Raw genomic sequence first — 26,291 nt, forward strand, 5'->3', positions numbered from 1 at the left:
CTGGGGAGGACCGGAGCCATAAATGGGGCTCCGGTCCACCCCTAGCGCGGGAGTCGATCAGTGTCTGAAACATCCATTGCGGTCGTGGGCATCGGCGCCACCGGCGCGGTGCTGGCCGCCGCCCTGCTAAAGCAACGCCCCGACACGGTGCTGGTGGCTTCCTCGGAGGCCAAGGCCCAAACCCTCAAGCAAAATGGCCTGAGCGTCGATGGGGCCCTGGAATACCAGGCGCCGGTGCGGCGCGCCGTGGGCGGCGTGGCCGCCCTGGCCGACGACCCGCCGGATGTGATCATCCTGGCCACCAAGACCTTTCACCTGCCCCGGGTGCTGGAGGATCTGGCCCCGGTCTTTTGGCCGAGCATGAAGATCGTCAGCGCCCACAACGGCCTGGGCACCGAGGACCTCATCGCCCAGCGCTTCGGCCCCCAGGCGGCGCTGCGCATGTCCTTGAACTACGGGGTGGGCCTGGAGTCCCCCGGCCGGGTGCACGTGGCCTTTTTCAACCGGCCCAATCACCTGGGGGCGGTGGACGAGGCCAGCCGGGAGGCGGGCCGCCGATTGGCCGAGGCCCTGACCCAGGGCGGCCTGGACACCGAGCTGGTGCCGGACATCAAGCTGTTCATCTGGAAAAAGATGATCATGAAGTGCACCATGGCCAACATCTGCGCGGTGACCGACCGCACCATCCGGGCCTGCCTGGACGACCCGCCCACCCGGCGCATCGCCGACGCCTGTTTCCAGGAGATCCTGGCCGTGGCCAAGGCCAAGGGCTATGACCTGGGGCCGGACTATCTGGAGCAGGTCATGGGCTACCTGGACAAGGTGGGGGCCCACAAGGACTCCATGTGCGTGGACCTGGCCAACCGCCAGCCCACGGAGATCGAGTACCTGGGCGGCAAGGTGTGCGCCTACGCCCAAGAGGTGGGCCTGGAGGTTCACCATTACCAGGTGATGACCGACCTGGTGCGCGCCCTGGAGAACAACTACCTCAAGGCATAGGGCCGCGCGGGCGGCGAGAAAAGGCTGGGCCCGTTCATGGCCGACGTACTGCTCATCGACACCAACACCACGCCATTCAACGAGGCCTTTCCGGTCTACCCCATCGGCTTGGACTATCTGCAAGGGGCCCTGGCCGACTCCGGCCGAGGCACGGCCAAAATCCTGGACCTGACCCGGGCGGGCGGTCCCTTGGCCTCGCGCGATCTGGGCCAGCGGGGGGCGCGCAGCCTGGCCCTGATCCAAAAGGCGGTGGCTTCCCAACCCTGGGAGGTGATCGGTCTGAGCCTGCGCAACATCGACTCCACCTATCCCGTGCAAGAGGGCGGGGCGGAGCTGCACCACTATCTGCCCCAACTCATCGCCTACCTGGACTGCGTGCAAGCCGCGGCCGCGCCGGATACCCACGTGCTGCTGGGCGGCACCGGGTTTTCCATGATGCCCGAAGCCTTTCTGGAGGGGCGCCCCGCCACCTGGCACGGCCTGGTGGGCCCGGCCGAGAGCGCCTTGGTGGGCGCGGTGGAAGCCATCGCGGCGGGCGAGCCGGTGGCGCGCCTGGAGCGGGCCCAGGGCGGCGAGGCCATGGGCCGCCTGCAAAACCGCGAGTTGCTGGCCCGCTATCTGGAGCTGCCGATAGGGGAGGGCACCTTCGGGGTGCGCAGCAAGGTGGGCTGCGGCTCGGCCTGCGGCTACTGCCCCTATCCCTTGATCAACGGTCCGGGACAGCGGCTCAAGGACCCGCGGGCGGTGCTGGAGGAGATCGGGCTGTTGGCCGAGGTGCATGGGGGGCGCTCGTTACCCTTGCGCTTCATGTTCGCCGATGATATTTTCAACCGCCCTCTGGAGCACGCCAAGGCGGTGGTGGCGGCCATGCGGAGCGAGGGGATCGTCCCTTACTCCTGGCACGCCTACCTGGACCCCGCCCAGATCGACCGCGAGTTCTTGGAGCTGATCAAGGACACCAACGGGTGGTGCCGCCACGAGCATCCGGACGGCAGCGGCGGGCGAGCCATGTTTTTCCCCTTTGACCTGGAGAGCGGCAGCGACCGCATGTTGGCCCGCCTGGGCAAGCCCTACGACACCGCGGGGCTGCAGGCCTCTGTGGAGGCCTTTAAGGAGGCGGCCGCCGGCTGGCTGCGCGGGGGCGAGCTGGACCACGTGGCCTTCGGCTTCCACCTGCTCTTGGGCTACCCCGGCGAGAACGAAGCCAGCGTGGCCGAGACCTGCGAGCTGATAAACCGCGCCCGGCCCCGGCAGGTGGCCGTGCAGTTGGGGGTCAGGGTGTACCCCCACACCCCCCTGGCCCGGCGCACCTGGGGCGAGCTGTGGCGCGAGGAAAAGGACCTGTACCAGCCCGTGTTCGTGCCCGTGGACGAACAGGCGGTGCTGGGCTGGCTGCGCCGATACCTGGACGCGGCCTACGACCGCTTGAGCCGCAAGGGCAACATGCTGCTCATCAGCCGCGAAGAGTGAAAAACGGCGGCGCTCCCGCCTTAGCCAAAAGAGGTTTCCCATGGATTATGATCTGAGCGAAGAGCACAAACTGATTCAGGAGACGGCGCGGCGTTTCGCGCTGCAAGAGATCGCCCCCCTGGCCAAGGAATGCGACCGCCAGGAGCGCTATCCCCGGGAGGTGGTGCGCAAGGCGGCGGAGATCGGCCTGGTGGGCCCCACCATCCCCGAGGAGTACGGCGGCCCGGGTTTCGGATTCCTGGAGCAGGCGCTCATCGTGGAGCAGATGGCCCGGGTGGACCTGGGCATCACCCAGGCCATCGAGTCGGCCGCCTTCGGCTCCCAGAACATCGCCTTTTTCGGCACCGAGGAGCAGAAGCAAAAGTATCTGCCCGCCCTGGCCGCGGGCGAGGCCATCGCCGCCGGAGCCTACACCGAGCCCGACGCGGGCACCGACATCGCCTCGGCCCGCACCAAGGCGGTGGCCGAAGGCGACGAGTGGGTCATCACCGGCAACAAGATGTTCATCACCAACGGCACGGTGTGCGACTACATGGCCGTGTTCTGCCTCACCGACCCCGAGGCCGCCTCGCCCCACCAGCGCCACAGCCTGATCATGGTGGAGTCGGACCGCCCCGGCGTGGTCGCCACGCCCATCAAGGGCAAGATGGGCCTCAGGGCCAGCGACACCGCCGAGGTGGCCTTTGACCAGGTGCGGGTGCCCCTGGACAACCTGGTGGGCACGCGGGGCCAGGGCTTCAAGCAGCTCATGCACTTTTTCGACGCCACCCGCACCACCGTGGCCTGCCAGGGAGTGGGCCTGGCCCAGGGGGCGTTGGACCTGGCCGTGGCCTATGCCAAGGAGCGCATCACCTTCGGCCGCCCGCTGATCACCAACCAGGCCATCCAGTTCACCCTGGCCGAGATGGCCACCCGTATCGAGCTGGTCCGCCAGGCCACCTACAAGGCCGCCTGGCTGGTGGACCAGGACCGCCCGGACCCGGTGCTCAACTCCATGGCCAAGTATTACGCCGGGGAGACGGCGGTGTGGGTGTGCAACCAGGCCCTGCAGATACACGGCGGCTACGGCTACGTGGACGAATACGACATCTCGCGCTTCTACCGCGACGCCAAGATCCTGGAGATCTACGAGGGCACCAAGGAAGCGGAGAAGATGGTCATCGGCCGCAGGATGCTCTAAGAGGCGCGGCGCGTTCGGGGCGAGGCTAGCCGGGCGAACGCCGCCGCGCCGCGACCCGACGGCGGGGGCGGCGGTCTCCGAGCAGGGCGATTGGCCGGGGGAATCCAGCGGTTGTCGCGTCTGTCGCGGATAAATAGTTGATAATTTGCTGGATGAAGAGCATCGCCCCTTTGGGGCCGGCAAATATGAAAACCTTTAATATTAAATACATACAGTTAATTTCTGGGGTGGGCGCCCGGCATGCGGCCCACAAGAGTAATTAATTCTAATAACATGTAGTAATTATTGCGAGATAGCGTAGTTGTTCCGTTGAAAGGATTGCGAACCACCCCGTGAGATAGCCGAGCCGGACCGAGTATGGCTCCATCTCGTAGGGAGGGGCTGACTGAGCCTGGGCATCCGAGGTTGGATCGCATATGATCGCTGAACCATCAGCGGTTATCGGAAACTCATTAAAGCCGGGAACTTATTGATTATAGAAAACTACTTGACAGCGGCGAATTAATTAAACTATAAACTAATAAGCTATAAATTAACGAGGCGTTGCAAGTGCGGGCAGCTACCTGCCCCGGCCGGGCAAGCCGACAACGTTGCTAAATCTTCCGAGAACGGGACGGGATCACACAACCTTGACCCACACAATCTGATTCCCTGGCCCCCGCCGGGCAGCCGAAGCTTAAAACATCCCCTAGGCCTCTTGTTTCAGACGTTTATTAGGGAGCGGAGATAGCCGCGCCCTGCAAACCGAAGCAAAGGAGGGTTCGGATGGTGGCTAGGATTTTTGGGCCTTGGAGGGGGCTGGTAGGGATCTGGGTGACCTGCATGTTGGCGGCGGCGTTTTTGCTGGCCCCGGCCGCCGCGGTTCAGGCCAAGGACGTCTATACCATCAAGGCCATTTCGGCCTTCCCCAAAAATCATCCCCACAACCTGGGCCTGCCCCTGTTCATCAAACTGGTGGAGGAGAAGTCCCAGGGCCGTTTGAAAATCAACTGGCTGGGCGGCCCCGAGGTGGTAAAGACCTTTGACCAGGCCGACGCCCTGCGCCGGGGCTCCGTGGACATGCTGCTCTACAACCCCTTCTCCTTTTTCAAGCCCCTGGGCGCCGTGTTCATGTGCCGGGGGCTGTCCCAGATCCCGGCCTGGGAAGAGCGCCAGACCGGCGCTTTCGACCTGTGGGTCAAGATATTCCGGGAGAAGGTCAACGCCGAGTACCTGGGCTCGCTCAACTCCCTGGTGCCCTTCCGCCTGTTCCTCAACAAGAAAATTGACGGCATCGAGGGGCTCAAGGGCCTCAAGATCAGGGTGGCTCCGCTGTATATCCCCTGGATGAAGGCCCTGGGGGCCAAGCCCATCACCATTCCGCCCATGGAGATCTATACCGCCATGCAACGCGGGGTGGTGGACGGCTTCGTGTGGCCCGCCTACGCCATACCCGGCCTGGGCTGGCACGAGGTCACCAAATACGAGGTCATCCCCGGCGCCTTCCAGATCGAGCCCGCCACCATCGTCAACCTGGACAAGTTCAAGTCCCTGCCCCCGGATTTGCAAAAGGTGCTCAAGGACGTGACCGAGATAATGGAGGGCATCGACACGGCCCGTTCGCTGGTGCGCATGGAAACCGATTGGAAGATCATGCAAGCCGCCGGCATGAAGAAGCTGGTCCTGCCCCCCGCCGACGCCAAGAAGTTCGTGGAATTGGCCAACGACGTGACCTGGAAGTACGTGATCGAGCAGGCCCCCAAGTACGGGCCCGAGATGCGCAAGCTGACCACCAAGAAGAAGTAAGCCCGGCGCCCCGGCTCCCGCGCGGGGGCCGGGGCGCCCACCAGGGGCCGCCGCCGCTCCTCGCGGCGCGCTCAGCCCCTCCGGGAGTCCTATGTCAGGCAGGGCGGTGAAGCTGTTCGACGGCCTGGTGACGGCGGGAGCCGCCGCCGCGGGCCTCATATTCCTGTTCATGATGGTGGCGGTGTGCGTGGACGTCATCATGCGCTACTGGTTTCAGAGCCCCATGGGCTGGGTGGTGGAGGTGTGCGAATACCTGCTGCTCTACGTCACCTTCCTGGGGGCGGCCTGGCTGTTGCGCAAAAACGGCCACGTGCGAGTGGACCTGGTCTACTTCTATCTCAGCGAGCGCTCCATCGCCCGCCTGAAGTACCTCACCGCCATCGCGGGCACCGTGGCCTGCGCCGTCCTGTTCGTCGTCGGCTGCCAGGCCACCATGGACGCCTTCATCCGGGGCAACCCCGAGATCAAGACCCTGAGCATCCCCAAATGGACGCTGTTGTGGGTCATCCCCTATGGCAGCCTGATGCTCACCATCCAATTCGCGCGCCAAACCCTGGAGCACCGGCGGGACTACCTGCGGGGAGCTCCGGGGCAAAACCCCAACGAGAGGGCCTGAGGTAGCTATGGAGTGGTGGTGGACCCTGGCCCTGATCCTGGGCGGACTCTTGGCCATCCTGGCCACCGGGCTGCCCGTGGCTTTCAGCTTCCTGGTGGTGAACCTCATCGGCGCCTATTGCCTGTGGGGAGGCCTGGCCGGGCTGGAGCAGCTGGTGGACAGCATCTACAGCTCGGTGACCATGTTCTCCCTGTTGCCCGTGGCCCTGTTCGTGCTCATGGGCGAGCTGCTGCTTCATTCCCAGCTGGCGCTCAAAGCCATCGACATCGTGGACTCCTGGCTGGGGCGCCTGCCGGGGCGGCTCAGCCTGGTCACCCTGGGGGCGGGCACCATGTTCTCCTGCCTCAGCGGCTCCAGCATGGGCACCACGGCCATGCTGGGCTCCATCATGATCCCGGAGATGGAGCGGCGCGGCTACCAGCCGGCCATCAGCATCGGCTCGTGCATGAGCGGCGGCCTGGCCATGATCATCCCACCCAGCGCCCTGGCGGTGATCCTGGCCTCCATCGCCCAGGTCTCGGTGGGCAAGGTGCTGGTGGGCGGGCTCCTGCCCGGCCTGCTGCTGGCGGCCCTCTACGTCCTCTACATCATCGGGCGCTGCTATTTTAATCCCGCCATCGCCCCCAGCTACCAACCCGAGCCCATCCCCTTGCGCCACAAGCTGGCCGTGTCGGCCAAGTATCTGCTGCCCATGTCCGGGGTGGTGTTCGTGGTGGTGGGGCTCATCTTCCTGGGGGTGGCCACCCCCACCGAGTCGGCGGCCATGGGGGCCATGTCGGTGGTGATCCTCTGCGCGGTCTACCGCCGCCTGACCTTCGAGGTTCTCAAAAAATCGCTGGTGGGTACCCTCAAGATAGCGGTGATGATGTTCACCATCCTCACCGGCTCCCTGGCCTTCAGCCAGCTTTTGGCCTACACCGGGGCCACCTCGGGCCTGGTGGAGTTCGTCTCCGGCCTGCCCCTGCATCCGATATTCCTGATGATCGCCATGCAACTGGTGCTCTTGGTGCTGGGCACCTTCATGGAGCAGATCTCCATCATGATGATCACCCTGCCCATCTTCATGCCCCTGGTGAAGGCCCTGGGCATCAACGAGGTGCTGTTCGTGATCATCATGCTGGTCAACCTGGAGGTGGCCATGAAGACGCCGCCTTTCGGGTTCCTCTTGTTCGTCATGCGCGGGGTCGCCCCCGAAAAGGTCAGCATGGGCGAGATCATCCGCTCCACGCTGCCCTTCGTGATTATCGACATGGTGGCCATCGCCCTGATGATGGCCTTCCCGGTCATCGTCTTGCTGCTGCCGGAGCACATCATGCACTGACCTTGCCCGGCCCAAGCAACCTGCTCAGGGAGTAGAGCAAATGAATATAGGAGACATGCTGCGCCGCAGCGCCGAGCGCCTGCCCGACAAACCGGCCCTGATCATGGGCGAGGCCTCGCTCACCTACGGCCAGTTCAATCGCCGGGCGAACCGGCTGGCCAACGCCCTCATGGCCCAGGGGCTCAAAAAGGGCGACCGGGTGGCGGTGCTCACCAACAACTGCATCGAGTTTTTCGAGATCTACCTGGCCCTGTGCAAGTCCGGCGGAGTGATGGTGCCCATCAACAACCTGCTGCGCCTGGGCGAGATGAACCGCATCGTGGACTACATCGAGCCCCGCTTCATCATCTACCACCGCGACTTCCAGGAGCTGGTGACTCAGGTGATGCTGGACAATCCCTGCCTGGAAAAGGCGGTGTGCCTGGGCGGGGAGTCCGCCACGGATCACCTGGACTACGAGGCGCTCATGGCCGGGGCCAGCGAGGCCGAGCCGGGGGTAGAGATCCGGGGCGAGGACCTGATGAGCATTTTCCTCACCTCCGGCACCACCGGGCGTCCCAAGGGGGCGCTGCGCACCCACCACCACAACTGCCTCAACGCCCTGAGCGCGGCCATCGAGGTGGGGGTGCGCCCCGACGACCGGGTGCTCTTGTTGTTCCCCTTCTACCACGTCACCTTTGAGGACCGTTTTTGCCATATGATGCTGGGCAACACCTTTGTCCTGCGCCGGGAGGGCAGCTTCGATCCGGCCCAGGTCTTGGACCTGCTGACCAGGCATCGCATCACCATCTGCCAGTTCGTGCCCACCATGATCAGCAGCATGCTCGACAACAAGGACATCGAGACCTACGACCTGAGCGCCCTGCGCCTGATCCTCTACGCGGCCGCGCCCATGCCGGTGGAGCTACTCAAGAAGGCCATGGGCCGCTTCCGGTGCGGTTTCATGCAGTTCTACGGCCAGACCGAGACCGGCCCCATGACCACCATCCTGCGGCCCGAGGACCACGTGTTGGAAGGCCCGCCGGAGCAGGTGGAGCGTTTGGCCTCCTGCGGGCGGCCGGTGCTCAACTTCGACACCAGGGTGGTGGACGAAGCCGGCCGGGACGTGCCGCCGGGCCGGGTGGGGGAGCTGGTGGTGCGCAGCGAAAGCGCGGTGAGCGGCTATTGGCGCCTGCCCGAGGAGAGCGCGGCGGCCATGAAGGATGGCTGGCTGCATACCGGCGACTACGCCCGCAGGGACGCCGAGGGCTTTATCTTCATCGTGGACCGCAAGGGGGACATGATCATCAGCGGGGGCAAGAACATCTACCCCCGGGAGATCGAGGAGGTGCTCTACCAGCATCCGGCGGTGCGCGAGGCCATGGTCATCGGAGTGCCCGACCCCCACTGGGGCGAGTCGGTCAAGGCCATCGTGGTGCTCCATGAGGGCGCCAAGCTGGAGCCCGCGGAGTTGATCGAGCATTGCAAGGCTAATCTGGCCTCCTACAAAAAACCCCGCACCGTGGAATTTTGGGACTCGCTTCCCAAAAGCCCCACCGGTAAGCTGCTCAAGAGAGTGGTTCGCGACCAGTTCCGCGCGGGCGAGACGGCCTGACCCTTCCCGGCCCGGCCCGGCGGCACGCAGCAGGGGCCGACCGGCCCGGGGAGAGGAGCATGTTGGTCAACAGCGTGGAACGCAAGATCATGTGGGGGGATCTGGACTCCCTGGGGATCGTCTTTTATCCCCGCTTCTACGAGTGGATCGACGCCTCGGGGCATTTGTTTTTCGAGGCCCTGGGCTTCAATCTGGGGGAGGTGTGGAAGCAGCGCCAGATCTGCTTCGGCCTGGTCAAGACCTCCTGCGAATACCTCGCCCCCGGTCGCTATCACCAGCAAATACGCATCGACACCAAGGTGGCGGAGCTGGCCGCCAAGACGGTGACCTTGGACCACCGGATTATCGACGCCGCCTCCCAGGCGCTAATGGTCCAGGGCCTGGAAAAGCGCATCTGCTTGGATGTGAGCGACTCCGAGCGTTTCCACGCCCGCGACATCCCCGCCGACATACACCGGGCCTTGGAGCAAAGCGCCCGCTGAACCCGCCGCTGGACGGGATTTTTTCTCTTGCCCAGCCTGGGGTATCGGCAGATACCGCCAGCTGGGTTATCATTGCCGCCTAGGATCCCGCCGCAAGGGCAGGCCCCCGGCGGGATCGTCTGAAGCGCAACCTCAGCCAAAGGAGAAGCAGCTATGCTCAAGCCGGCCAAGGACAGTATTGATCTGGGCGTGTTGGTCAAGGACATAGACGCCAGCCTGGCCTTTTACCGCGATACCCTGGGCTTGGCCTACGTGGGCAGCAATGCCAGCGGCATGGGAACCCTGCACCGGCTGCGCTACGGCACCAGCGACTTCAAGCTGATCGACCCCAGCGAAGTGCCCCCGGCCGGGGCCCAGGGCATCACCGCCAGTTTGGGCTTTCGCTACGTGACCTTTGTCATCAGCAACCTGGACGAGGTCTGCGCCAAGCTGGCCGAATTGGGCGTCGCCTTCGAGCTCCAGCCGGTGGAGATTCGCCCCGGCGTGCGCATCGCCATGGTGCAAGACCCCGACGGCAACGTGGTGGAGTTCGTGCAGCTGGGCTGAGGCCTCCTCGCGGCGGCGCTTGCCGGCGCGCCACGGTGAATCCAAACTTGCGACCCACCCCGGCCCCCAGGGCCGCGCGGTGGGCGTTTCTCTGTGCGGCGACTACGCTAGAAGCGGTGGAAGATGACTCTGATAGACCATGCGATCCTGGGGGCCAGCCTGCTGGCCGTGTTGCTGGTGGGCCTGTGGGCCGGACGCGGCGTCACCAAGCTGGAGCACTTTTCGGTGGCCGGGCGGGAGTTCGGGGCCTGGGTGGTCTTCGCCACCCTGTCCGCCTCCTTCATCGGCGGCGGCTTCACCATGGGCAACGCCGAGAAGGTGTTCCTGGTGGGCATCGTCAACATCTTCGCCCTGTGGGGCTTCAGCCTCAAGGAGGTGCTGGTGGCCACGGTGATCGCGCCGCGCATGCAGCGCTTCCCCGATGCCATCAGCGTGGGCGGCATCATGGGGCAGGCCTACGGCAAACCCGGCCGCATGGTCACCGGCGTTTTCGGGGTGATGCTCTGCGCGGGGATCATGGGGGCCCAGGTGGGGGCCATGGGCTACGTGTTCAACCTCTTTTTGGGGCTGGACTACCTGGTGGGCATCCTCATCGGCTGCAGCATCGCCATCGCCTATTCCACGGTGGGCGGCATGCGGGCGGTGGTCTTCACCGACATCCTGCAGTTTTTGATCCTGGGGGTGGGCATACCCCTGACCTTGTTCCTGGGGCTGGACCTGGCCGGCGGGTGGCGGGCGGTGGCCGACAAGGTCCCGGCGGACCACCTGACCCTGCTGGGCGAGATGGGGCCCTGGGCCTTCATCTCCCTGTTCCTCACCTTTCTCCTGGGCGAGACCCTGGTGCCGCCTTACGTGCAGCGCCTGATGATCGGGCGCAGCGCAGGCCATACCGCCCGGGGCACCCTGTGGTCCGGCCTGTTCTCGGTGCCCTTTTTCGCCATATCCGGGGCCATCGGCCTGGTGGCTCTGACCATGGCCCCGGACCTGGATCCCAACCTGGCCTTGCCCTATCTGGTGCAACAGGCCCTGCCCGTGGGGCTCCGGGGCCTGGTAGTGGCGGGCATCATCGCGGTGGTGATGTCCTCGGCCGACTCCTTTCTCAACGGCGCGGCGGTGTGCCTGACCAGCGACGTGGTGCTGCCGGCCATGCGCAATCCCCTGAGCGAGCGGGGACAGCTTCGGCTGGCCAAGGGAGCCAACCTCATCACCGGCATCCTGGCCATCGTCTTCGCCATCAGCATCAAGAGCGTGCTGGGCATCCTGCTCTATGCCTACAACTTTTGGGCTCCGGTGATCCTGCCGCCCCTGGTGGCCGCCTTTTTCGGCACCCGGGCCGGGGCGGGGGTGTTTTTGGCTGCCGCCGCGGCGGGCCTGGGGGGCACGGTGCTGTGGAACGTGGGTCTGGGCGCGCCCGGCGGCGTGGACGGCCTTATCATCGGGGTGGGCTGCAACGCCCTGGTGTTTTGGCTGGGCAAGTTCCTGAGCCGCGCTCCGGCCTAGGGCAAGGCGTCAATCTGGCGCTGGTGCAGGCGGGTAAGGCAGACCAAGGCCAGGATGGAGCCCAGCAGGCACAGGGCCATGTCGCTCTGGGTGTCCCACACGTAGCCCTGGGTGCCCAGGAAGTCCTCCGCCGCCGTACCGGTGAGCTCCGCGGTCCACCACTCGATGAGCTCGTAAAAAGCGCTGATGGCCAGGCACACGCTTACCACCAGAAAACTCAGCCAGCCCCGCCGGGTGACCACGTGGCCCCGCAACAGCACCTCCCGGGTGACCATGGCCGGCACGAAGCCCTGGGCGAAGTGGCCCAGCTTGTCGTAGTTGTTGCGCCCCAGGTCCAGCGCCTGGCTGAGCCAGTCGAACAGGGGCACCCGGGCATAGGTGTAGTGCCCGCCGATGAGCAGGATGATGGCGTGCAGCCAGATGAGCAGGTACACCAGGCGGGTGAGGCGAAAGCGGCGATAGGTGATGGCCAGGGCGGCCAGGGCCATTAGCGCGGGCAGCACCTCCAAGAGCCAGGTGAAGCGGTCGTAGGGCCTAAAGCCCGACCAGGCCAGCAGGGCCAGGAAGCTGACCAGGTAGAACAGGTTGAACTTGTCGGTGCGGTCCATGGCTCCTCCCTTGGCCCGGGGCTCTTGCGAGCCCCATGATGCCAAAAACGGCGGCCCAAGGGAAGGCGGACCGGGGCGCTAATCCTTGACCAGGTCCGCGCTGCTCACCACGCACAGGGCTTCGGTGCGCTGGTAGGGCTTGACGCCGGCCACCTCGGTGACCTCCCTGGCGCCGGGCTCGGCGGCGCCGGGCATGCGGAAGGCGGCCACGTCCACCGGCTCCACCGGGGTCTCGCGGGGGGCGTCCAGCTGGGGCACCCACTCGTAGGGCAGGCGGTAGGCCCGGTAAACCATGTTGAAGCGGCTGGAGGTGCCGAAGTGGGGACTGATGTACTCCCAGACGATCTGGTGTTCAGCGGTCACCTCGATGATCCGGCCGCCGCTGCCCTCGGTGATGAGGGTGTTGCCGTTGGGCAGGCGCTGGGCGCTGCTCACAAAGGGGCTGTAGAAGCGGTTGGCGTCCATGGGCATGCGGTAGCCGGCCTCGGCCGGAGTGTATTGCCAGACGATTTTCAGGCTGACGGGGTCGATCTCCAACACGCGGGAGTAGTCGCGCAGGGCGTTCTTGGTGCCCTTGGGGGCGCCGGGGTTGGGGGCGCCGTAGCCGGCCCAGCCGCCGTTGTCGAAAACCAGCAAATGGCCCTCGCCGGGCAGGCCGCGGGGGATCAGGTGGGCGTGGTGCTTGCCGATGATCCAGCCCAGCTTCTTGAGCGCCGGGCTGGCGGCGTAGTCGGGCCCGATGTGCCAGACGACCTTGCCGGAGCTCTTGTCGGTGATGCCGATGATGTTGGCCTCGCGGGCGGACCAGATGAGGTTGTCCGGGTGGAAGCGGGCGTCGCCGGCGTCGAACCACTTGTTGGGCCCCAGGGCGGACATGGAGTTGACGTGCATCCAGTCGCCGCCGCAGTTGCGCAGGTTGGGGTCGCGGCTCAGGATGTTGCGGGCCTCCTCGCTCCATTCGAACTCGTCGAAGTGCTCGTTCAAGACCCACTCCCACACGATCTGGCCGTCCCAATCCACCTCCACGAAGGCGTCGTCCAATAGCAGCTTGTCCGAGATATTCGGGTTGTGCGCGTTCTTGTGGACCAACACCAGGGTGTTGCCGCTAAGGGGCTGGGGCTCCAGGCCCGGGGCGTAATAGCCCACCGGGTTGCCCTCGCGCTGGAAATCATGGTGGTGGCGGGCCATCCATTGCGGCTGTTCGCCGGGGTCTTCGATGTATTCGTGCTCGTTGAAGCGCCAGACCACCTTGCCGTCCCAGTCCACCTGCACCACGTCCTGGTAGTCCTGCATGCCGTACTTGGTGTTGCGCTCGCCGGTGGAGCCCAGGACGTAACCGCCGGGCAGGATTTTGTTGGGCAGGCCGTGCAGGCCCTTCCACAACTTGACCTCGGCCCCGTTCATGTCGATGAGCAAGGCGCCCAGTTCCTTGGCCTGGAATACGGTGTAGCCGCTCCAGCAGCGGGAGGGATCATAAATGGTCGTGCCCGTGGGGTAGATGCTCGGATAAGTCATGCTTGCTCCTCGAGACGGGGCTGCGAATCCACCAGGCCGTTGGTGCCGAATTTCTCTTCCCAGTCGTCAAAGGCCGGCTTGATCTGCAGCAGGTGATCGTAAAAAAGTCGCCGAGCCCCCTCGGGGTCGCGCGCCACGATTTTTTCCAAGATCAGCGAGTGCGTAACGCTGTCGTGGTAGATGCGGTCCTTTTGCCTGAGGCTCAGGATCATGTCCTCGGTGAAATCCAGGAAGATGTTGACCTGCATGGCGAACAGGGGGTTGTGCGAGGCCTGGGCCACCAGGCGGTGGAACCCGATCTGCCAGCGCACATAATCCGGGGTGCCCTTTGTGGGCACCAACGCCAAGTATTGGCGCAGCCGGTCCAGGTCGTCCTCGTCGGCCCTTTGGGCGGCCAGCGCCGCCACGGTGGGCTCGATGAGCAGGCGCACCTCCACGATGTGGGCGGGCCGCACCTTGCCCAGGCTGGCCATGTCGCGCATCACCGAAGTCACCGCGTCGTGGCTCATCTCCTGCACGAAAGCCCCGCCATGGGCCCCCCGCTTCACCTCCACCAGGCCGGACTTCTTCAGGTCCCAGATGGCTTCGCGCACGATGATGCGCGAGGTGCCGAAGGTCTCGGCCAACTCCCTTTCGTTGGGCAGCCGCTGACCGGGCTGGTATTCCCCGCGAAAGATGGATTGGCGCAGCTGGTGCGACACCTGCAGGAAACGGCGCGATTTGTCGATGCGCGTGAAGGGCATAACTAACACCTTGCCTGGGCGCTTAGCCCGGCTGCCTGGAAATATCGTTCCTCGGGAACGGGGACTGGTACGGGCCCGCGCATCCGGCTTCTGCGGGGCCGGGGCCCCGGCGGGCCGCTGGGCCCGCCGGGGAATCGGGTCTATTCGGATCCGGCGGGAATCTTGATCCCCTGCTCCTTGTAATACTTGGCCGCGCCGGGATGCAGCTGCATGCCGCCGGCGCGCACCGCGTATTGCATGGTCAAGTGCTTGAGCCAGGGGTGGGTCTTGGTGTTCTTCTTGGCCTGTTCCCAGAACAGCTTGACGACTTCGTAGGCGGTGGCTTCGTCCATCTTCTGGTTCACACAAACGCCCACGATGGAGCCCAGGGTGTAGACGTCCGTGGTGTTGTCCACTCCCTTGCCGTAGATGCCCGCGGGGATGATGCCCAACTCGCGGCCCGTCTTGGTGGTCACCTTGATGGCCGCCGGGTTGGCGTCATACTCGGCCTTGGTCAGGCCCAGCAGGTGCAGCTTGTTGGTGAGGGAAAGCTGCTCCACCGTGGGGAAGGGCGCGATGCCTCCGGCCACGTACACGTCGAACTGGCGGTCCTGGAAGCCCTGGAAGGCCGAGGACCAGGAACCCTTGACGTTGTCGAAATCCTTGTTGGGCTCCATGCCGGTAACGGCGGCCACCCATTCACGCGCCGCGGCCCAGGCGCCGCCGCCGGGGGGGCCCAGGAAAACCCGCTTGCCCTTCATGTCCTTGAGCTGCTTGATGCCCGCGTCGGCATAGGTCACGAAGTGGTATTGACCGTAGGGGAACCAGAAAAGCAGGCGCAAGTCCTTGGCCAGGGCCGGGGCGTCCTTGAGCTTTTTGTACATGGCCTTCTGGTTCTTCATGAAGGCGTAGATGTTGGGGTTGGTCATGCATAGATCGATTTTGCCCTTGGCCACGTCGATCATGTGCTTGGTGGCCGCGCCGGTGGCGTCCACCTTGATCTGCAACTGGTCCTGGGCCTGGTTGATCATGGTGGCCATGGTGGTCATGGTCAGATAGGCCGACGATCCCGGGGCGATGGTGGCCATCTTGAGGGTTTTGGCCGCCTGGGCCGGGATGGCCAGGGTCAGGAGCAAGGCTCCGGTTAACAACGCTCGCGATAGGTTTTTCCTGCTCATGCCGCCCCTCCTTCAGGATTGCATTGATGGTTGACGCAGCCTACGAATAGCCTGCACGTTCAGCAACAGACACATCGCCAGCAGCCCTCCGCCCATGAGGCCGGAGGCCACGCCGGGGACGATCAGCAATATAGCCGCCAGCAAGCGCAGGGCGCGTTGCCATATAGGCAGCTTGTTCCACTCCCAGCCTCCCAGAGCGGTGGCGATGCCCCAGGTTGACAACACGAAAATGCACAGGGCCCAGGCCAGGCCGATCAGGCTGAGGTCGCCGACCACCAACAGGATGTCGGGATGGAAGGCGAACAGATAGGGGATGATGAACCCGGCGATGGCCAGGCGGGTGGCCTGGAAGCCGGTCTCCATGGGGTTGGCCTCCGCGATGGGCGCGGCGGCGAAGGCCGCCAGGGCCACCGGCGGGGTGACCACGCTGAGCACCCCGAAATACACCACGAACAAATGGGCCGCCATCAACGAGAGCCCCAGCTTGTGCAACACCGGGCCCAGCACGATGGCGATCATCAGGTAGGCCGCGCCGGTGGGCACCCCCATGCCCATGACCAGGCAGGAGAGCATGACGAACACCAGGGCCAGCCAAATGTTGCTGGAGGCCACCGACAGCACCGCCTCGGCGAACATGAGGCCGATGCCGGTCATGTTGATCACCCCGATGACGAAGCCGATGGCGCTGACGATAATCATCAAAACGGCGCAGGTCTTGCCGGAATCCACCAGGGCGCGCCACCATTTTTCGGGGCGCCGGAATTCCGGGAACAGCACCAGGCTGAACACGAAGGCGCTGATCAGGGCGTAGAACCCTGCGTTCTGGGCGGTGCGGCCCGTGATGAGCACCGCGATGATCACCCCCAGGGGCACCACCAGGGCCAGGCTTTTGACCATGTCGTCGCGGGTCAGCTTGATCCGCTCGTTCTTGGGCAACGCCTCGATCCCCATGCGCTTGGCCTCGATGAACACCACCACGAACAACGAAGAGTAGTACATGAGCGAGGGGATAAGGGCGGCCACGATGATCTTCAGATAGGGGATGCCGGTGATGTCGGCCATGAGAAAGGCCACCACTCCCATGACCGGAGGCATGATCTGCCCTCCGGTGGAAGCCGCCGCCTCCACTCCGCCCGCGAAGCTGGGCTTGAATCCGACCTTTTTGATGATGGGGATGGTGAACACCCCGGTGGAGACCACGTTGGCCACCGCGGTGCCCGAAAGGGAGCCGAACAGGGCCGAGGCGGTCACGGCGGCGTGGGCGGGCCCGCCGGCAAAGCGGCCCGTGGCGGCCAGGGCGATTTTAAGCAACACCTCGCCCGCGCCGGAGCGCTGCAAGACCGCGCCGAAAACGATGAACACCAGCACGGTGCGGCTTACCACCTCCACCGGCCGGCCGAAGACCCCGTCCGTGGAGAACCACAGGTTTTCCACCGCGTGTCGCCAGCCCACGCCGGCCCCCAACAGGGTGGGCGGCAGAAGCAGATAAGCGCCCGAGGCCAGCACCACCAGCAGCATGGGGATGCCGAAGTATCGGTAGGAAAGATAGCAAGTCAAGGCGATGGCCACCCAGCCCAGGGCGCTTTGCCCCGGACTGATGGTGATGATGTTCACCTCCTGCTCGAACATCACCACGCCCCACTCCCAGAAAATGTAGATCAAAAACAGCCCGAGCAGGAAATGCAGGGCTAGAAGGATCTGGTGGGGTGACTTTTTGTCTGGATCATGCTCCAGGCGCAGAAAGCAGATAAGCAGGGCCACAAGCACGGTCAGTCCGGAGACCACCACCATGTCGAAAACACCGATGGCAGCCACCACGACCGCGAACAAGGCCATTCCCGCGCACAACAGATTCAAGATGATTTCAATGTTACGAGTCAAGGCGGCTCCCTACTACAGGTGGTCGGCATGGTGATTGCGCGATGACAAGCGACCCGGCGCGGCCTGGCGAGGGCGGGCGGAGCTCAAAAAGGCTGTGTGAACCAGGTGTGGCCCTGTCGTGAACTTGTTGAACGAGACAAGCCACCCTCTGCCGCATCGGTCAATTCCTTTCGGTCAATTCCTTATGGGTAATGGGTTACCAATTATCATATTCGTTTGTCAACGGGAAAATCGCTTACGTTTGCACATGGTCGCCGTTGCCCCGCCGAGGAGGGCGAAGAGTTGTATTTTTTGTTTTACTAGCGAGTGAAAATGACGTTAAATAGTGACATAATCTTGCCTGCCGGACGGTTTGGATTAACCGACACCGCCTGAGAGGTCGTGCGTCTTGTTGGGGGTAAATCTCTAAAACAACGTTTTCTAAGTCCCAGCTTTTCATGTTGGGCTGAGTAATTACCACTTAGTAGGTACAAAGGATGGAAAAGTCTATGAAAAAGAGCGTACTGGTTTTTGCGCTGATCGCAGTGATGGCCCTGGCCGTGCCCTTCATGGCCCAGGCGGCCGACAAACCCGATGGAACGGTGGCGTTCAAAACCCATAACGTGGCGGTCGGCGTGGGCGTCACCTGGGGTGACGGCACCCTCACCTACAAAGGCAAAACCTACAAGTTCAGCATCGAGGGCCTCAGCTTGCTGGACCTGGGCATGGGCGACGTGGAAGCCAAGGGCGAGGTGTACAACCTGAAGAAGCTCTCCGACTTCGAAGGTAACTACTCTTCGGTCCAGGCCGGCGCGGCCTTGGGCAAGGGTGTTGCCGTTTCCCAGCTGGTCAACGACGCTGGCGTGAAGATGAACCTGAAGGCCGTGCAGGACGCCGCGCGCCTGACCCTGGCCCCCGGCGGCATGAAGATCAAATTCAAGAAGTAAGCGCGCCCATCTGACCTGTCCCTTTAGCGCTTAAAAGAATCGGCCGGGATTGCGTACAGCCACTGGGCGGCGCAATCCCGGTCTTTTTGTGCGATGCGAAATCCGCCCTAACGGCGCGAGTCATCGGGCCTTAGGAGGGTTGTTATCTGCCTAACTGGCGGTCACTCTCCGATAGGTAGTTGATGAAGGCTTGAGCCGAGGGAGAAATGGTGACTCCCCTGCGGACAACCACCCCTCCCTGGGTGGCCAGGCGATTCCCCCGCACCGTCAGCTCCCGCAAGGTCCCGGCCTCGAAATCGGAGCGCAAGACATTTTGGGTGGCCAGTCCGACGGCCAGGCTGTTGGCCACCACCATTTTGGTCAGGAAGAGATCTTCGCACTCTATCGCCGGTCTGGCGACCACGACACCTTCGGCCGACTTTTCCACTTGCACCATGTCTTGCAAAAAAATCTTCGCGCGCGTGGGTAGCTGCAGGGTGGCCAGGGGATAGGCGGCCAAATCCTCGACCCGCGCCGGGGCCGTCTCCAGCAGGGGGTGGTCCGGGCGACAAAAAAACACCCCCGATTGGGTGCTCAAGGGAATTACCTTGTACTCGGCACAATCCTCCAGGGCGGAGGTTTCGCCCACATACAAATCCAGCTCACCGGATTGCATCCTTTGGGTCAAGCCGGTCCACCCCCCGGTGCTTATGCGCAGTTTTATTTGGGGATAGTCGGCCACGAAGCGGCCCACCGCCGGCCCGGCCAGGCTGGCCACGTAAACCGGCCCGAACCCCACGCGCAGGGTGCCTATCTTCATGCCGCGCATCATGTGGAGCTCCCGTTCGGCCTCCTGCAACTGTCCCAAGATGTTGGCCGCGCGGCCCAGATAGGTCTCGCCAAAGGGTGTGGGGGTGACTTCCGTTTTCTTGCGGTCAAACAGCGGCACCCCCAGGTCTTTTTCCAGCTTTTGTATGGCCCGGGACAAGGCGGGCTGCGAGATTCCCAGATCGCGGGCGGCCGCCGTGAAATTACGGTGCTGATCCAGGGCCAGGGCGTAGTACAAGGATTTTAAACTGTCCATGCAAAAATTATATCGTGGCCAAAACTATTTTGCATCAAAACCGGCCGCCGCCACGCCGCCCTGTTGGGAATAGTTGCTGTTATGCATTAATGTAAACTAGTTAGGTGGCTTGGTGTTACCGGGGGCACGGTTTTATAATTTGAAACGATATCTCCGGTGTTTATTGCAAGCAGCCCTGCAATCTCCCTATAATATTATCAGGTCACCTTCAGGCAGTTTGTTCTAAAAAAAGCTAGCAGGCAGTCTGTGGGCCGCCTGCCCCCAATCACATGACCTTGGCAAATTCTTACCCTTTAGAGCGGCAGGCAAAACGGAGGTTTTTTGATGCGATTGCTATCCGGCAAAACGATTTTCATATGGCTCATGGCCCTCATGGTGGGCCTGGCCTTTTTGGCCTCGCCGGCCATGGCGGCCAAGAAACCCAACATCCTGTTAATCGTCTCCGATGACACCGGCTATGGTGACATCGGCGTCTATGGTGGCGGCGAGGGCCGCGGCATGCCCACCCCCAACCTGGACCGCATGGCGGACGAGGGCATGACCTTCTTCTCCTTCTACGCCCAGCCCAGCTGCACCCCGGGCCGCGCGGCCATGCAGACCGGGCGCATCCCCAACCGCAGCGGCATGACCACCGTGGCCTTCCAGGGCCAGGGCGGCGGCCTGCCCGCGGCGGAGTGGACCCTGGCCTCGGTGCTCAAGACCGCCGGCTATGAGACCTACTTCACCGGCAAGTGGCACCTGGGCGAGGCGGACTACGCCCTGCCCAACGCCCAGGGCTACGACCACATGAAGTATTGCCTGCTGTACCACCTCAACGCCTACACCTACGGTGATCCCAATTGGTTCCCGGACATGGACCCCAAGCTTAGGGCCATGTTCGACAAGGTGACCAAGGGCGCGCTGACGGGCGACGCCGGCCAGAAGCCCAAGCAGGACTGGAAGGTCAACGGCGAGTACGTGGACACCCCGGAAAAGGGCCTGGTGGGCATTCCCTTCCTGGACAAATATGTTGAGCAGGCGGGCCTGGAGTTCCTGGAGAAGGCGGCCAAGTCCGACAAGCCCTTCTTCATCAACGTGAACTTCATGAAGGTGCACCAGCCCAACCTGCCGGCGCCCGAGTTCAAGCACAAGTCCCTTTCCAAGACCAAGTACGCCGACTCCATCGTGGAGCTAGACGCCCGCATCGGCCACCTCGTGGACAAGCTGAAGGCCCTGGGCCTGGACAAGAACACCCTGGTCTTCTGGACTACCGACAACGGCGCCTGGCAGGACGTGTATCCCGACGCGGGCTACACCCCCTTCCGGGGAACCAAGGGCACGGTGCGTGAGGGCGGCAATCGGGTGCCGGCCATCGCGATCATGCCCGGCAAGATCAAGGCCGGGGTGCGCAACTACGACATCCTGGGCGGCCTGGACTTCATGGCCACCTTCGCCAAGCTGGCGGGCATCGAGCTGCCCAGCAAGGACCGCGAGGGCCAGCCCATCATCTTCGACAGCCACGATATGACCCCGGTGCTGTTCGGCACCGGCAAGTCGGCCCGCACCACCTGGTTCTACTTCACCGAGAACGAGCTGACCCCCGGCGCGGTGCGCGCGAACAACTACAAGGCCGTGTTCAACCTGCGCGGCGACGACGGACAGGCCACCGGCGGCCTGGCGGTGGACACCAACCTGGGCTGGAAGGGCCAGGAGAAGTACGTGGCCACGGTTCCCCAGTTGTTCGACCTGTACCAGGACCCCCAGGAGCGTTACGACCTGTTCATGACCAACTGGACCGAGCGCACCTGGACCATGGTGACCTTCAACGATGCGATTACCGCGTTGATGAAGACCTACATCAAGTACCCCCCGCGCAAGCTGCAGAGCGAGAGTTACGCCGGTCCCGTAACCCTGAGCAAGTACCAGAACTTCAAGTACATCCGCGATTCGTTGGCCAAGGACGGGTTCACCATCCCCATGCCTACGGGCAACTAAGCGGCCCAGCACGGATCACCTGAAAACAGAGAGCGCCCCCTTGGGGGGGCGCTCTTGCTATCATAAGAATCGATAGGCGGCGGCCCCCATAGGGCGGCCGGGCTCCAGGCGTGGCTGAAAAAGCCCCAACAAAGGTGGTGCCGGTATGAAATGGTGTGCTGCAACCGTCTGTCTTGTTTTAGTTGCCTTGCTGGGCCTTCCGCTGGCCGCAGGCGCCGCCGAAGCGGGGGACAGCGCCCAGTCGGCCGCCGATGCCGCGGCCCAGGCCAACAACCCCCTGGCCAACATGACCGCGCTCAATTTTCAGAACTACTACATCGGACGGGTGACCGAGACCGGTGAGGACGCCAACCAGTTCTGGGTGCGCTTTGCCCAGCCGTTTTCGGTGGCCAAGACCAACTGGATCATGCGGGCCTCCCTGCCGGTGAACACCTACCCCAACCTGATGGACGGGGGCCATGAGACCGGCTTGGGGGATTTCAACATCTTCGCCGCTTATCTGATCGACATCGGCAACCCGGCGATAAGTTTCGGTATCGGTCCTCAGCTCACGGTGCCCACCGCCACCAAGGACGAGTTGGGCTCGGAGAAATGGTCGGCCGGCGTGGCCAACGTGCTGTTCAACGCCAGCTCGCGGCGTCTCCAATACGGCTACCTGCTCACCTGGCAGGCCAGTTTCGCGGGCAACGACGACCGCAGCAACGTGAACACCGGCGCCTTCCAGCCCTTTGCCATGTACCAACTCGGCAATGGCTGGTACCTGCGTTCGGCGCCGATCTGGGTCTACAACTTTGAAAATGGCGACTACGACGTTCCCCTGGGGGCGGGCGTGGGCAAGGTAATAAAATCCGGCAAGACGGTGTTCAATATTTTCGTGGAGCCCCAGGTGTCGGTGATCGACGAGGGCGCCGGCTGGCCGGAGTGGCAGATTTTAGCGGGACTCAACCTGCAGTTCACCAACTGACGGACCTGAGCAACCCCCCGGGGCCGCGTACGGCCCCTAGATCTTGAGAGGCAGCCCTTCCCCTCATGTTTTTTCACGCCGGCGGCACCGAGCGCCCAGGAGGGTCCGGTGTCCGTGCGGCGGTCAATAGTTTTGCGGAGGAAACCATGCAATCCAAATGGTCGTTCAGCTTAATCGCAATTATTGTGGCGTTCATGGTGTTGGCGGCGGTTCCCTGCTTGGCCGCGGGCGACCCTCTGCCTTCCTGGCGGGACGGCGCCGCCAAGCAGGCCATCATCACCTTTGTGGACAAGGTCACCCGCGAGGGCGGGCCGGATTACGTGGCGCCCCGGGATCGCATCGCTACCTTTGACAACGACGGCACCCTGTGGTCCGAGCAGCCGATGTACGTGCAGCTGTTTTTCGTCCTGGAGCGGATTAGGGAGTTGGCCCCCCGGCATCCCGAGTGGAAAAACAACCCCGCGGTGCAGGCGGCCCTGGCCGGCGACAAAGCCAAGCTGATGAAAATGGGGCACAAGGGCATCCTGGAGTTGGCGGCCCTGACCCACGCCGGCATCACCGCCCAGCAGATGCAGGAGCTTTCCGCCGCCTGGCTGAAGACCGCGCGCAATCCCGTCAAGCACATGCTTTTCGTGCAGATGATCTATCAGCCCATGGTCGAGCTGCTGGCCTACCTAAGGGACAACGGCTTCAAGACCTTCATCGTCTCCGGCGGCGGGGTGGACTTCATCCGCGCCTTCTCCCTGCACGCCTACGGCATCCCGTCGTACCAAGTGATCGGCTCCAGCCTCAAGAGCAAGTTTGAGTTCAAGGACGGCAAGGCCGAAGTGATCAAGCTGCCCGAGATCAACAGCATCGACGACGGCCCGGGCAAGCCGGAGAACATCGAGTTGCAGATCGGCCAGCGACCCATCATGGCGGTGGGCAACTCCGACGGCGACCTGCCCATGTTGCAATTCGCCGCCTCCGGCACTGGGGCGCGCCTGATGATGCTGGTGCATCATGACGACGCGACGCGGGAGTTCGCCTACGACCGCAAGTCGGACATGGGGCGTCTGGACAAGGGGCTGGACATGGCCAAGAAAAACGGCTGGCTCCTCATCAGCATGAAGAACGATTTCGCCCAGGTGTACCCCACGGCCAAATAGTAGTAGCATGAGGGCGGGGTTGCTTGCGCAAGGGTTGTAAGGGCACGAGGAGGCCGTTTTGAGCCGTAGAATACACCGGGCGGTTGTCTTGGTCGGGTTGCTGGCGTCCACCGTGGTCTTGGGCTGGGGCGTCTGTCCGGCCAAGCAGGCCGCCATCCTCTCCCAAGGGGCCTACACCGGCAGCCAGAGCTGCCGCGAGTGTCACGAGCGGTTCTACCAGCTCTGGGCGCCTTCCCATCACGGCACGGCCATGCAGGACTACAGCGACGCCTTTGCCGCCAAGAACCTTACACCCCAACCGGCCCCCCTGGTCATCCTCAAGGCGAGCTACCAAGCCCAAATAGGCCCCGGCCAGGGGTGGGTGTTGGAAAAGACCGCCCAAGGCGAGAAGCGCTATTCCATCAAGCACGCTCTGGGCGGCAAGAACATCTTCTACTTCCTGACGCCCATGGACAAGGGGCGCCTGCAGACCCTGCCGGTGGCCTACGACCTCAACAAGAAGGCCTGGTTCGATACGGCCAAGAGCGGCATCCGCCACGCCGGCGACCAGCCGGTGGACTGGCGCGATTCCTCCTACACTTTCAACACCTCCTGCCACGGTTGCCACGTCAGCCAGTATTCCCTGAACTACGACCCCGAGACCCGCGCCTACCACACCACCTGGAAGGAGCCGGGCATCAACTGCGAAACCTGCCACGGGCCGGGCGAGGCCCACGTGAAGGTTTGCCAGGCGGCCCCCAAGGGCACGGTGCCCAAGGATCTGGAGATTACCCGGGGCGGCCGCGACTTCACTCCCGAGCAGAACAACGCCACCTGCTCCACCTGCCACGCCAAGGCGGTTCCCCTCACCCAGAGCTTCATGCCGGGCGACAACTTCTGGGACCACTACGACCTGGCGCTTTTCGAGCACAGCGACTATTACCCCGACGGCCGGGATCTGGGCGAAAACTACACCTTTACCTCCGCCCTGATGAGCCCCTGCGTAATAGCCGGCAAGCTGGGCTGCACCCATTGCCACACCTCCAGCGGGCGTTTCCGCCAAAAGAAGGACCCCAACCAGGCCTGCCTGCCCTGTCACGCCGAACGGGTGAAGGAAGCCGCCGCCCACAGCCGCCATAAGGCCGGCACGCCGGGCAGCCAGTGCATCTCCTGCCACATGCCCATGACCAGCTTCGCGGGCATGCACCGCAGCGACCACTCCATGCTGCCGCCCACCCCGGCGGCCACGCTCAAGTTCAAATCGCCCAACGCCTGCAATATGTGCCACAAGGACAAGGACGCGGCCTGGGCCGATGCCAAGGTGCGCGCCTGGCACAAGGACGACTACCAGGCGCCGGTGCTGCGCCGGGCCGCCCTCGTTAAGGCGGCGCGCCAGCGGGACTGGTCGCGCCTGCCAGAGATCCTGGCCTATATAAACAGCCCGCAGCGGGACGCGGTGTTCTCCGCTTCCCTGGTCCGCCTGCTCGTGGCCTGCCCGGACCAGAGCAAGTGGCCGGTGTTGCTCAAGGCGGCAACGGACCCCTCGCCCCTGGTGCGCTCCTCGGCCCTGGCCGCCTTGGCCGACTACCGCACCGCTCCGGCGGCCCAGGTGCTCTTCCAGGCCCTGGACGACCCGCGCCGCCTGGTGCGCATCCGCGCCGCCCAGAGCCTGACCAGCTACCGGATGGCAAGCCTCCCGCCGGAGCGGGAAAAGGCCCTGAACGCCGCGACCCAGGAGTTGCTGGCCTCCCTGATGGCCCGGCCCGATACCTGGCACGCCTATTACAACCTGGGCAACTACTACCTGGAGCGCGGCGTGACCCACAAGGCCGTGCCCGCCTACCAGGAGGCCCTGGCCCTGGAGCCGCAAGCCCTGGTCCCCAGGGTCAACCTGGCCATGGCCTACATCCGCCAGGGGGACGCCCAACAAGCCAAGGCGCAGCTTGCCAAGGCCTTGGAAATATCCCCGGACAGCGCGGCGGCCAACTTCAACATGGGCCTGTTGCAAGCCGAGGAGGGCAGCACCCAAAAGGCGGAGCGGTCGCTGCGCGCCGCCCTGAAGGCCGATCCCCAGATGGCCCAGGCGGCCTACAACCTGGGTTTGCTGGTGTACAAGCGCGATCCCAAACAGGGCCTGGAGTTCTGCCGCAAGGCCTACGAGCTGCAACCCAACCCCCGCTACGGCTACACCCTGGCCTTTCTCCAGCAGCAAAACGGCGATCGCCGGGGCGCGGCCGAGGTGCTCGATTCGCTCACCCGGCGCTGGCCGACCTATGCCGACGCCTATTTGCTGTGGGCGGACATGCTGAGCAAGTCCGGCGAGTTCCCGGCCGCCCGGCAGGTGGTGCAAAAGGCGCTGGAGCACAAGGGGATGTCGCCCGGCGACCAGAGGAGGCTGCAGGCCATGGCCGCCCGGCTGAATCAGGGGAGCAAATAGCCGGATCGCCTCGGGCCTGCCCGGCCGGGGCAGGTCCCGCCGCGTGAGGTCCTGGCGGTTGCCACCGCGGTCCCTGTACTGGCGCAAAACCGGCCTCCAGCGGCGGTTCATGGCGCTTTGGGGGCGAAAAATTTCCAGCCCATATTCTCGCCCGGCCGGACCCAGGCCTCGTTTCATGGCCAGGTGCGGGTAATTACGAGGGAAACCTCCCGGCGCTTACGGCGGTCAAGGCTGCTCCCAGAATCAATGCGCCCAACATTCCTCTTGCTAGTGATCCATAAAATTAATTAGGCTCGTTACACAATCATGAGGGGCCCAGGGCTGTGGGTTTCCTGTCCTCAGCCCTCCCCCCGCATAACTTGGCGAGTCCCCTGATCCCAGATTATTGAAAACCGAATAGACG

Annotated in this window: 21 protein-coding genes; 15 read left to right on the forward strand and 6 right to left on the reverse strand. The window is 64.0% G+C overall.

Going from position 1 to position 26,291, the window contains the following annotated elements:
• The first annotated feature begins 60 nt into the window (after positions 1-60).
• The 10 genes from AACH32_RS04225 (at position 61) to AACH32_RS04270 (ending at position 11,493) form a co-directional block, all read left to right on the forward strand.
• Positions 61-999, forward strand: a complete 939-nt coding sequence (locus AACH32_RS04225; protein WP_338605532.1) for a ketopantoate reductase family protein — start codon at positions 61-63, stop codon at positions 997-999.
• 36 nt (positions 1,000-1,035) lie between these two features.
• Positions 1,036-2,469: a B12-binding domain-containing radical SAM protein gene (locus tag AACH32_RS04230; RefSeq protein ID WP_338605533.1), complete on the forward strand. Its 1,434-nt coding sequence runs from the start codon at positions 1,036-1,038 to the stop codon at positions 2,467-2,469.
• 40 nt (positions 2,470-2,509) lie between these two features.
• Positions 2,510-3,649 (forward strand): acyl-CoA dehydrogenase family protein, encoded by a 1,140-nt coding sequence (locus AACH32_RS04235; RefSeq protein WP_338605534.1) that lies wholly within the window; start codon positions 2,510-2,512, stop codon positions 3,647-3,649.
• A gap of 822 nt (positions 3,650-4,471) precedes the next feature.
• Positions 4,472-5,434: a TRAP transporter substrate-binding protein DctP gene (dctP, locus tag AACH32_RS04240; protein ID WP_338605535.1), complete on the forward strand. Its 963-nt coding sequence runs from the start codon at positions 4,472-4,474 to the stop codon at positions 5,432-5,434.
• Between the two features lie 91 nt (positions 5,435-5,525).
• Entirely contained in the window at positions 5,526-6,050 is a 525-nt protein-coding gene (locus AACH32_RS04245; RefSeq protein ID WP_338605536.1) for a TRAP transporter small permease, read from the forward strand.
• Between the two features lie 7 nt (positions 6,051-6,057).
• Positions 6,058-7,371: a TRAP transporter large permease gene (locus AACH32_RS04250; RefSeq protein WP_338605537.1), complete on the forward strand. Its 1,314-nt coding sequence runs from the start codon at positions 6,058-6,060 to the stop codon at positions 7,369-7,371.
• Between the two features lie 40 nt (positions 7,372-7,411).
• Positions 7,412-8,965 (forward strand): class I adenylate-forming enzyme family protein, encoded by a 1,554-nt coding sequence (locus tag AACH32_RS04255; RefSeq protein WP_338605538.1) that lies wholly within the window; start codon positions 7,412-7,414, stop codon positions 8,963-8,965.
• 59 nt (positions 8,966-9,024) lie between these two features.
• Positions 9,025-9,447 (forward strand): acyl-CoA thioesterase, encoded by a 423-nt coding sequence (locus AACH32_RS04260; protein ID WP_338605539.1) that lies wholly within the window; start codon positions 9,025-9,027, stop codon positions 9,445-9,447.
• Between the two features lie 153 nt (positions 9,448-9,600).
• Positions 9,601-9,993 carry a VOC family protein gene (locus tag AACH32_RS04265; RefSeq protein ID WP_338605540.1) on the forward strand — a complete coding sequence of 131 codons (393 nt, stop codon included), beginning with the start codon at positions 9,601-9,603 and terminating at the stop codon, positions 9,991-9,993.
• A 132-nt stretch (positions 9,994-10,125) separates the two neighbouring features.
• On the forward strand, positions 10,126-11,493 hold the full coding sequence (locus tag AACH32_RS04270) for a sodium:solute symporter family protein (RefSeq protein ID WP_434062351.1): 1,368 nt from the start codon (positions 10,126-10,128) through the stop codon (positions 11,491-11,493).
• On the opposite strand, the gene AACH32_RS04275 is transcribed toward AACH32_RS04270, so the two are convergent.
• The 5 genes from AACH32_RS04275 to AACH32_RS04295 form a co-directional block, all read right to left on the reverse strand.
• Positions 11,490-12,101, reverse strand: coding sequence for a DUF2238 domain-containing protein (locus tag AACH32_RS04275; RefSeq protein WP_338605542.1), 612 nt, complete (start codon positions 12,099-12,101; stop codon positions 11,490-11,492). The genes AACH32_RS04270 and AACH32_RS04275 overlap by 4 nt on opposite strands.
• 78 nt (positions 12,102-12,179) lie before the next feature.
• On the reverse strand, positions 12,180-13,616 hold the full coding sequence (locus tag AACH32_RS04280) for an aryl-sulfate sulfotransferase (protein WP_338605543.1): 1,437 nt from the start codon (positions 13,614-13,616) through the stop codon (positions 12,180-12,182).
• The gene (locus AACH32_RS04285; protein ID WP_338605544.1) at positions 13,613-14,359 is read right to left on the reverse strand and encodes a FadR/GntR family transcriptional regulator; all 747 of its coding nucleotides are present in this window, start codon (positions 14,357-14,359) and stop codon (positions 13,613-13,615) included. The genes AACH32_RS04280 and AACH32_RS04285 overlap by 4 nt, the downstream gene beginning before the upstream one ends.
• A 140-nt stretch (positions 14,360-14,499) precedes the next feature.
• The gene (locus tag AACH32_RS04290) at positions 14,500-15,516 is read right to left on the reverse strand and encodes a TAXI family TRAP transporter solute-binding subunit (protein ID WP_338605545.1); all 1,017 of its coding nucleotides are present in this window, start codon (positions 15,514-15,516) and stop codon (positions 14,500-14,502) included.
• Positions 15,517-15,528: 12 nt separating this feature from the next.
• The gene (locus AACH32_RS04295) at positions 15,529-17,397 is read right to left on the reverse strand and encodes a TRAP transporter permease (protein WP_338605546.1); all 1,869 of its coding nucleotides are present in this window, start codon (positions 17,395-17,397) and stop codon (positions 15,529-15,531) included.
• A 488-nt stretch (positions 17,398-17,885) separates the two neighbouring features.
• Between AACH32_RS04295 and AACH32_RS04300 the strand changes: the two genes are divergently transcribed.
• Positions 17,886-18,323, forward strand: a complete 438-nt coding sequence (locus AACH32_RS04300; protein ID WP_338605547.1) for a hypothetical protein — start codon at positions 17,886-17,888, stop codon at positions 18,321-18,323.
• Positions 18,324-18,465: 142 nt separating this feature from the next.
• Here AACH32_RS04300 and AACH32_RS04305 read toward each other — a convergent pair whose 3' ends face one another.
• Positions 18,466-19,386 (reverse strand): LysR family transcriptional regulator, encoded by a 921-nt coding sequence (locus AACH32_RS04305; RefSeq protein ID WP_338605548.1) that lies wholly within the window; start codon positions 19,384-19,386, stop codon positions 18,466-18,468.
• A gap of 363 nt (positions 19,387-19,749) precedes the next feature.
• On the opposite strand from AACH32_RS04305, the gene AACH32_RS04310 reads away from it, so the two are divergent.
• The 4 genes from AACH32_RS04310 to AACH32_RS04325 all read left to right on the forward strand — a co-directional run bounded on the left by AACH32_RS04310 (position 19,750) and on the right by AACH32_RS04325 (position 25,888).
• Positions 19,750-21,360 (forward strand): arylsulfatase, encoded by a 1,611-nt coding sequence (locus tag AACH32_RS04310; RefSeq protein ID WP_350341558.1) that lies wholly within the window; start codon positions 19,750-19,752, stop codon positions 21,358-21,360.
• A 187-nt stretch (positions 21,361-21,547) separates the two neighbouring features.
• On the forward strand, positions 21,548-22,324 hold the full coding sequence (locus AACH32_RS04315; RefSeq protein ID WP_338605550.1) for a hypothetical protein: 777 nt from the start codon (positions 21,548-21,550) through the stop codon (positions 22,322-22,324).
• Positions 22,325-22,470: 146 nt separating this feature from the next.
• Positions 22,471-23,472, forward strand: a complete 1,002-nt coding sequence (locus AACH32_RS04320) for an HAD family hydrolase (protein ID WP_338605551.1) — start codon at positions 22,471-22,473, stop codon at positions 23,470-23,472.
• 58 nt (positions 23,473-23,530) lie between these two features.
• A complete protein-coding gene (locus AACH32_RS04325) occupies positions 23,531-25,888 on the forward strand; it encodes a tetratricopeptide repeat protein (RefSeq protein WP_338605552.1) in 2,358 nt (785 codons plus the stop codon).
• The last annotated feature ends 403 nt before the right edge of the window (positions 25,889-26,291 follow it).

This window comes from Desulfoferula mesophila (assembly GCF_037076455.1).
Taxonomy (GTDB): domain Bacteria; phylum Desulfobacterota; class Desulfarculia; order Desulfarculales; family Desulfarculaceae; genus Desulfoferula; species Desulfoferula mesophila.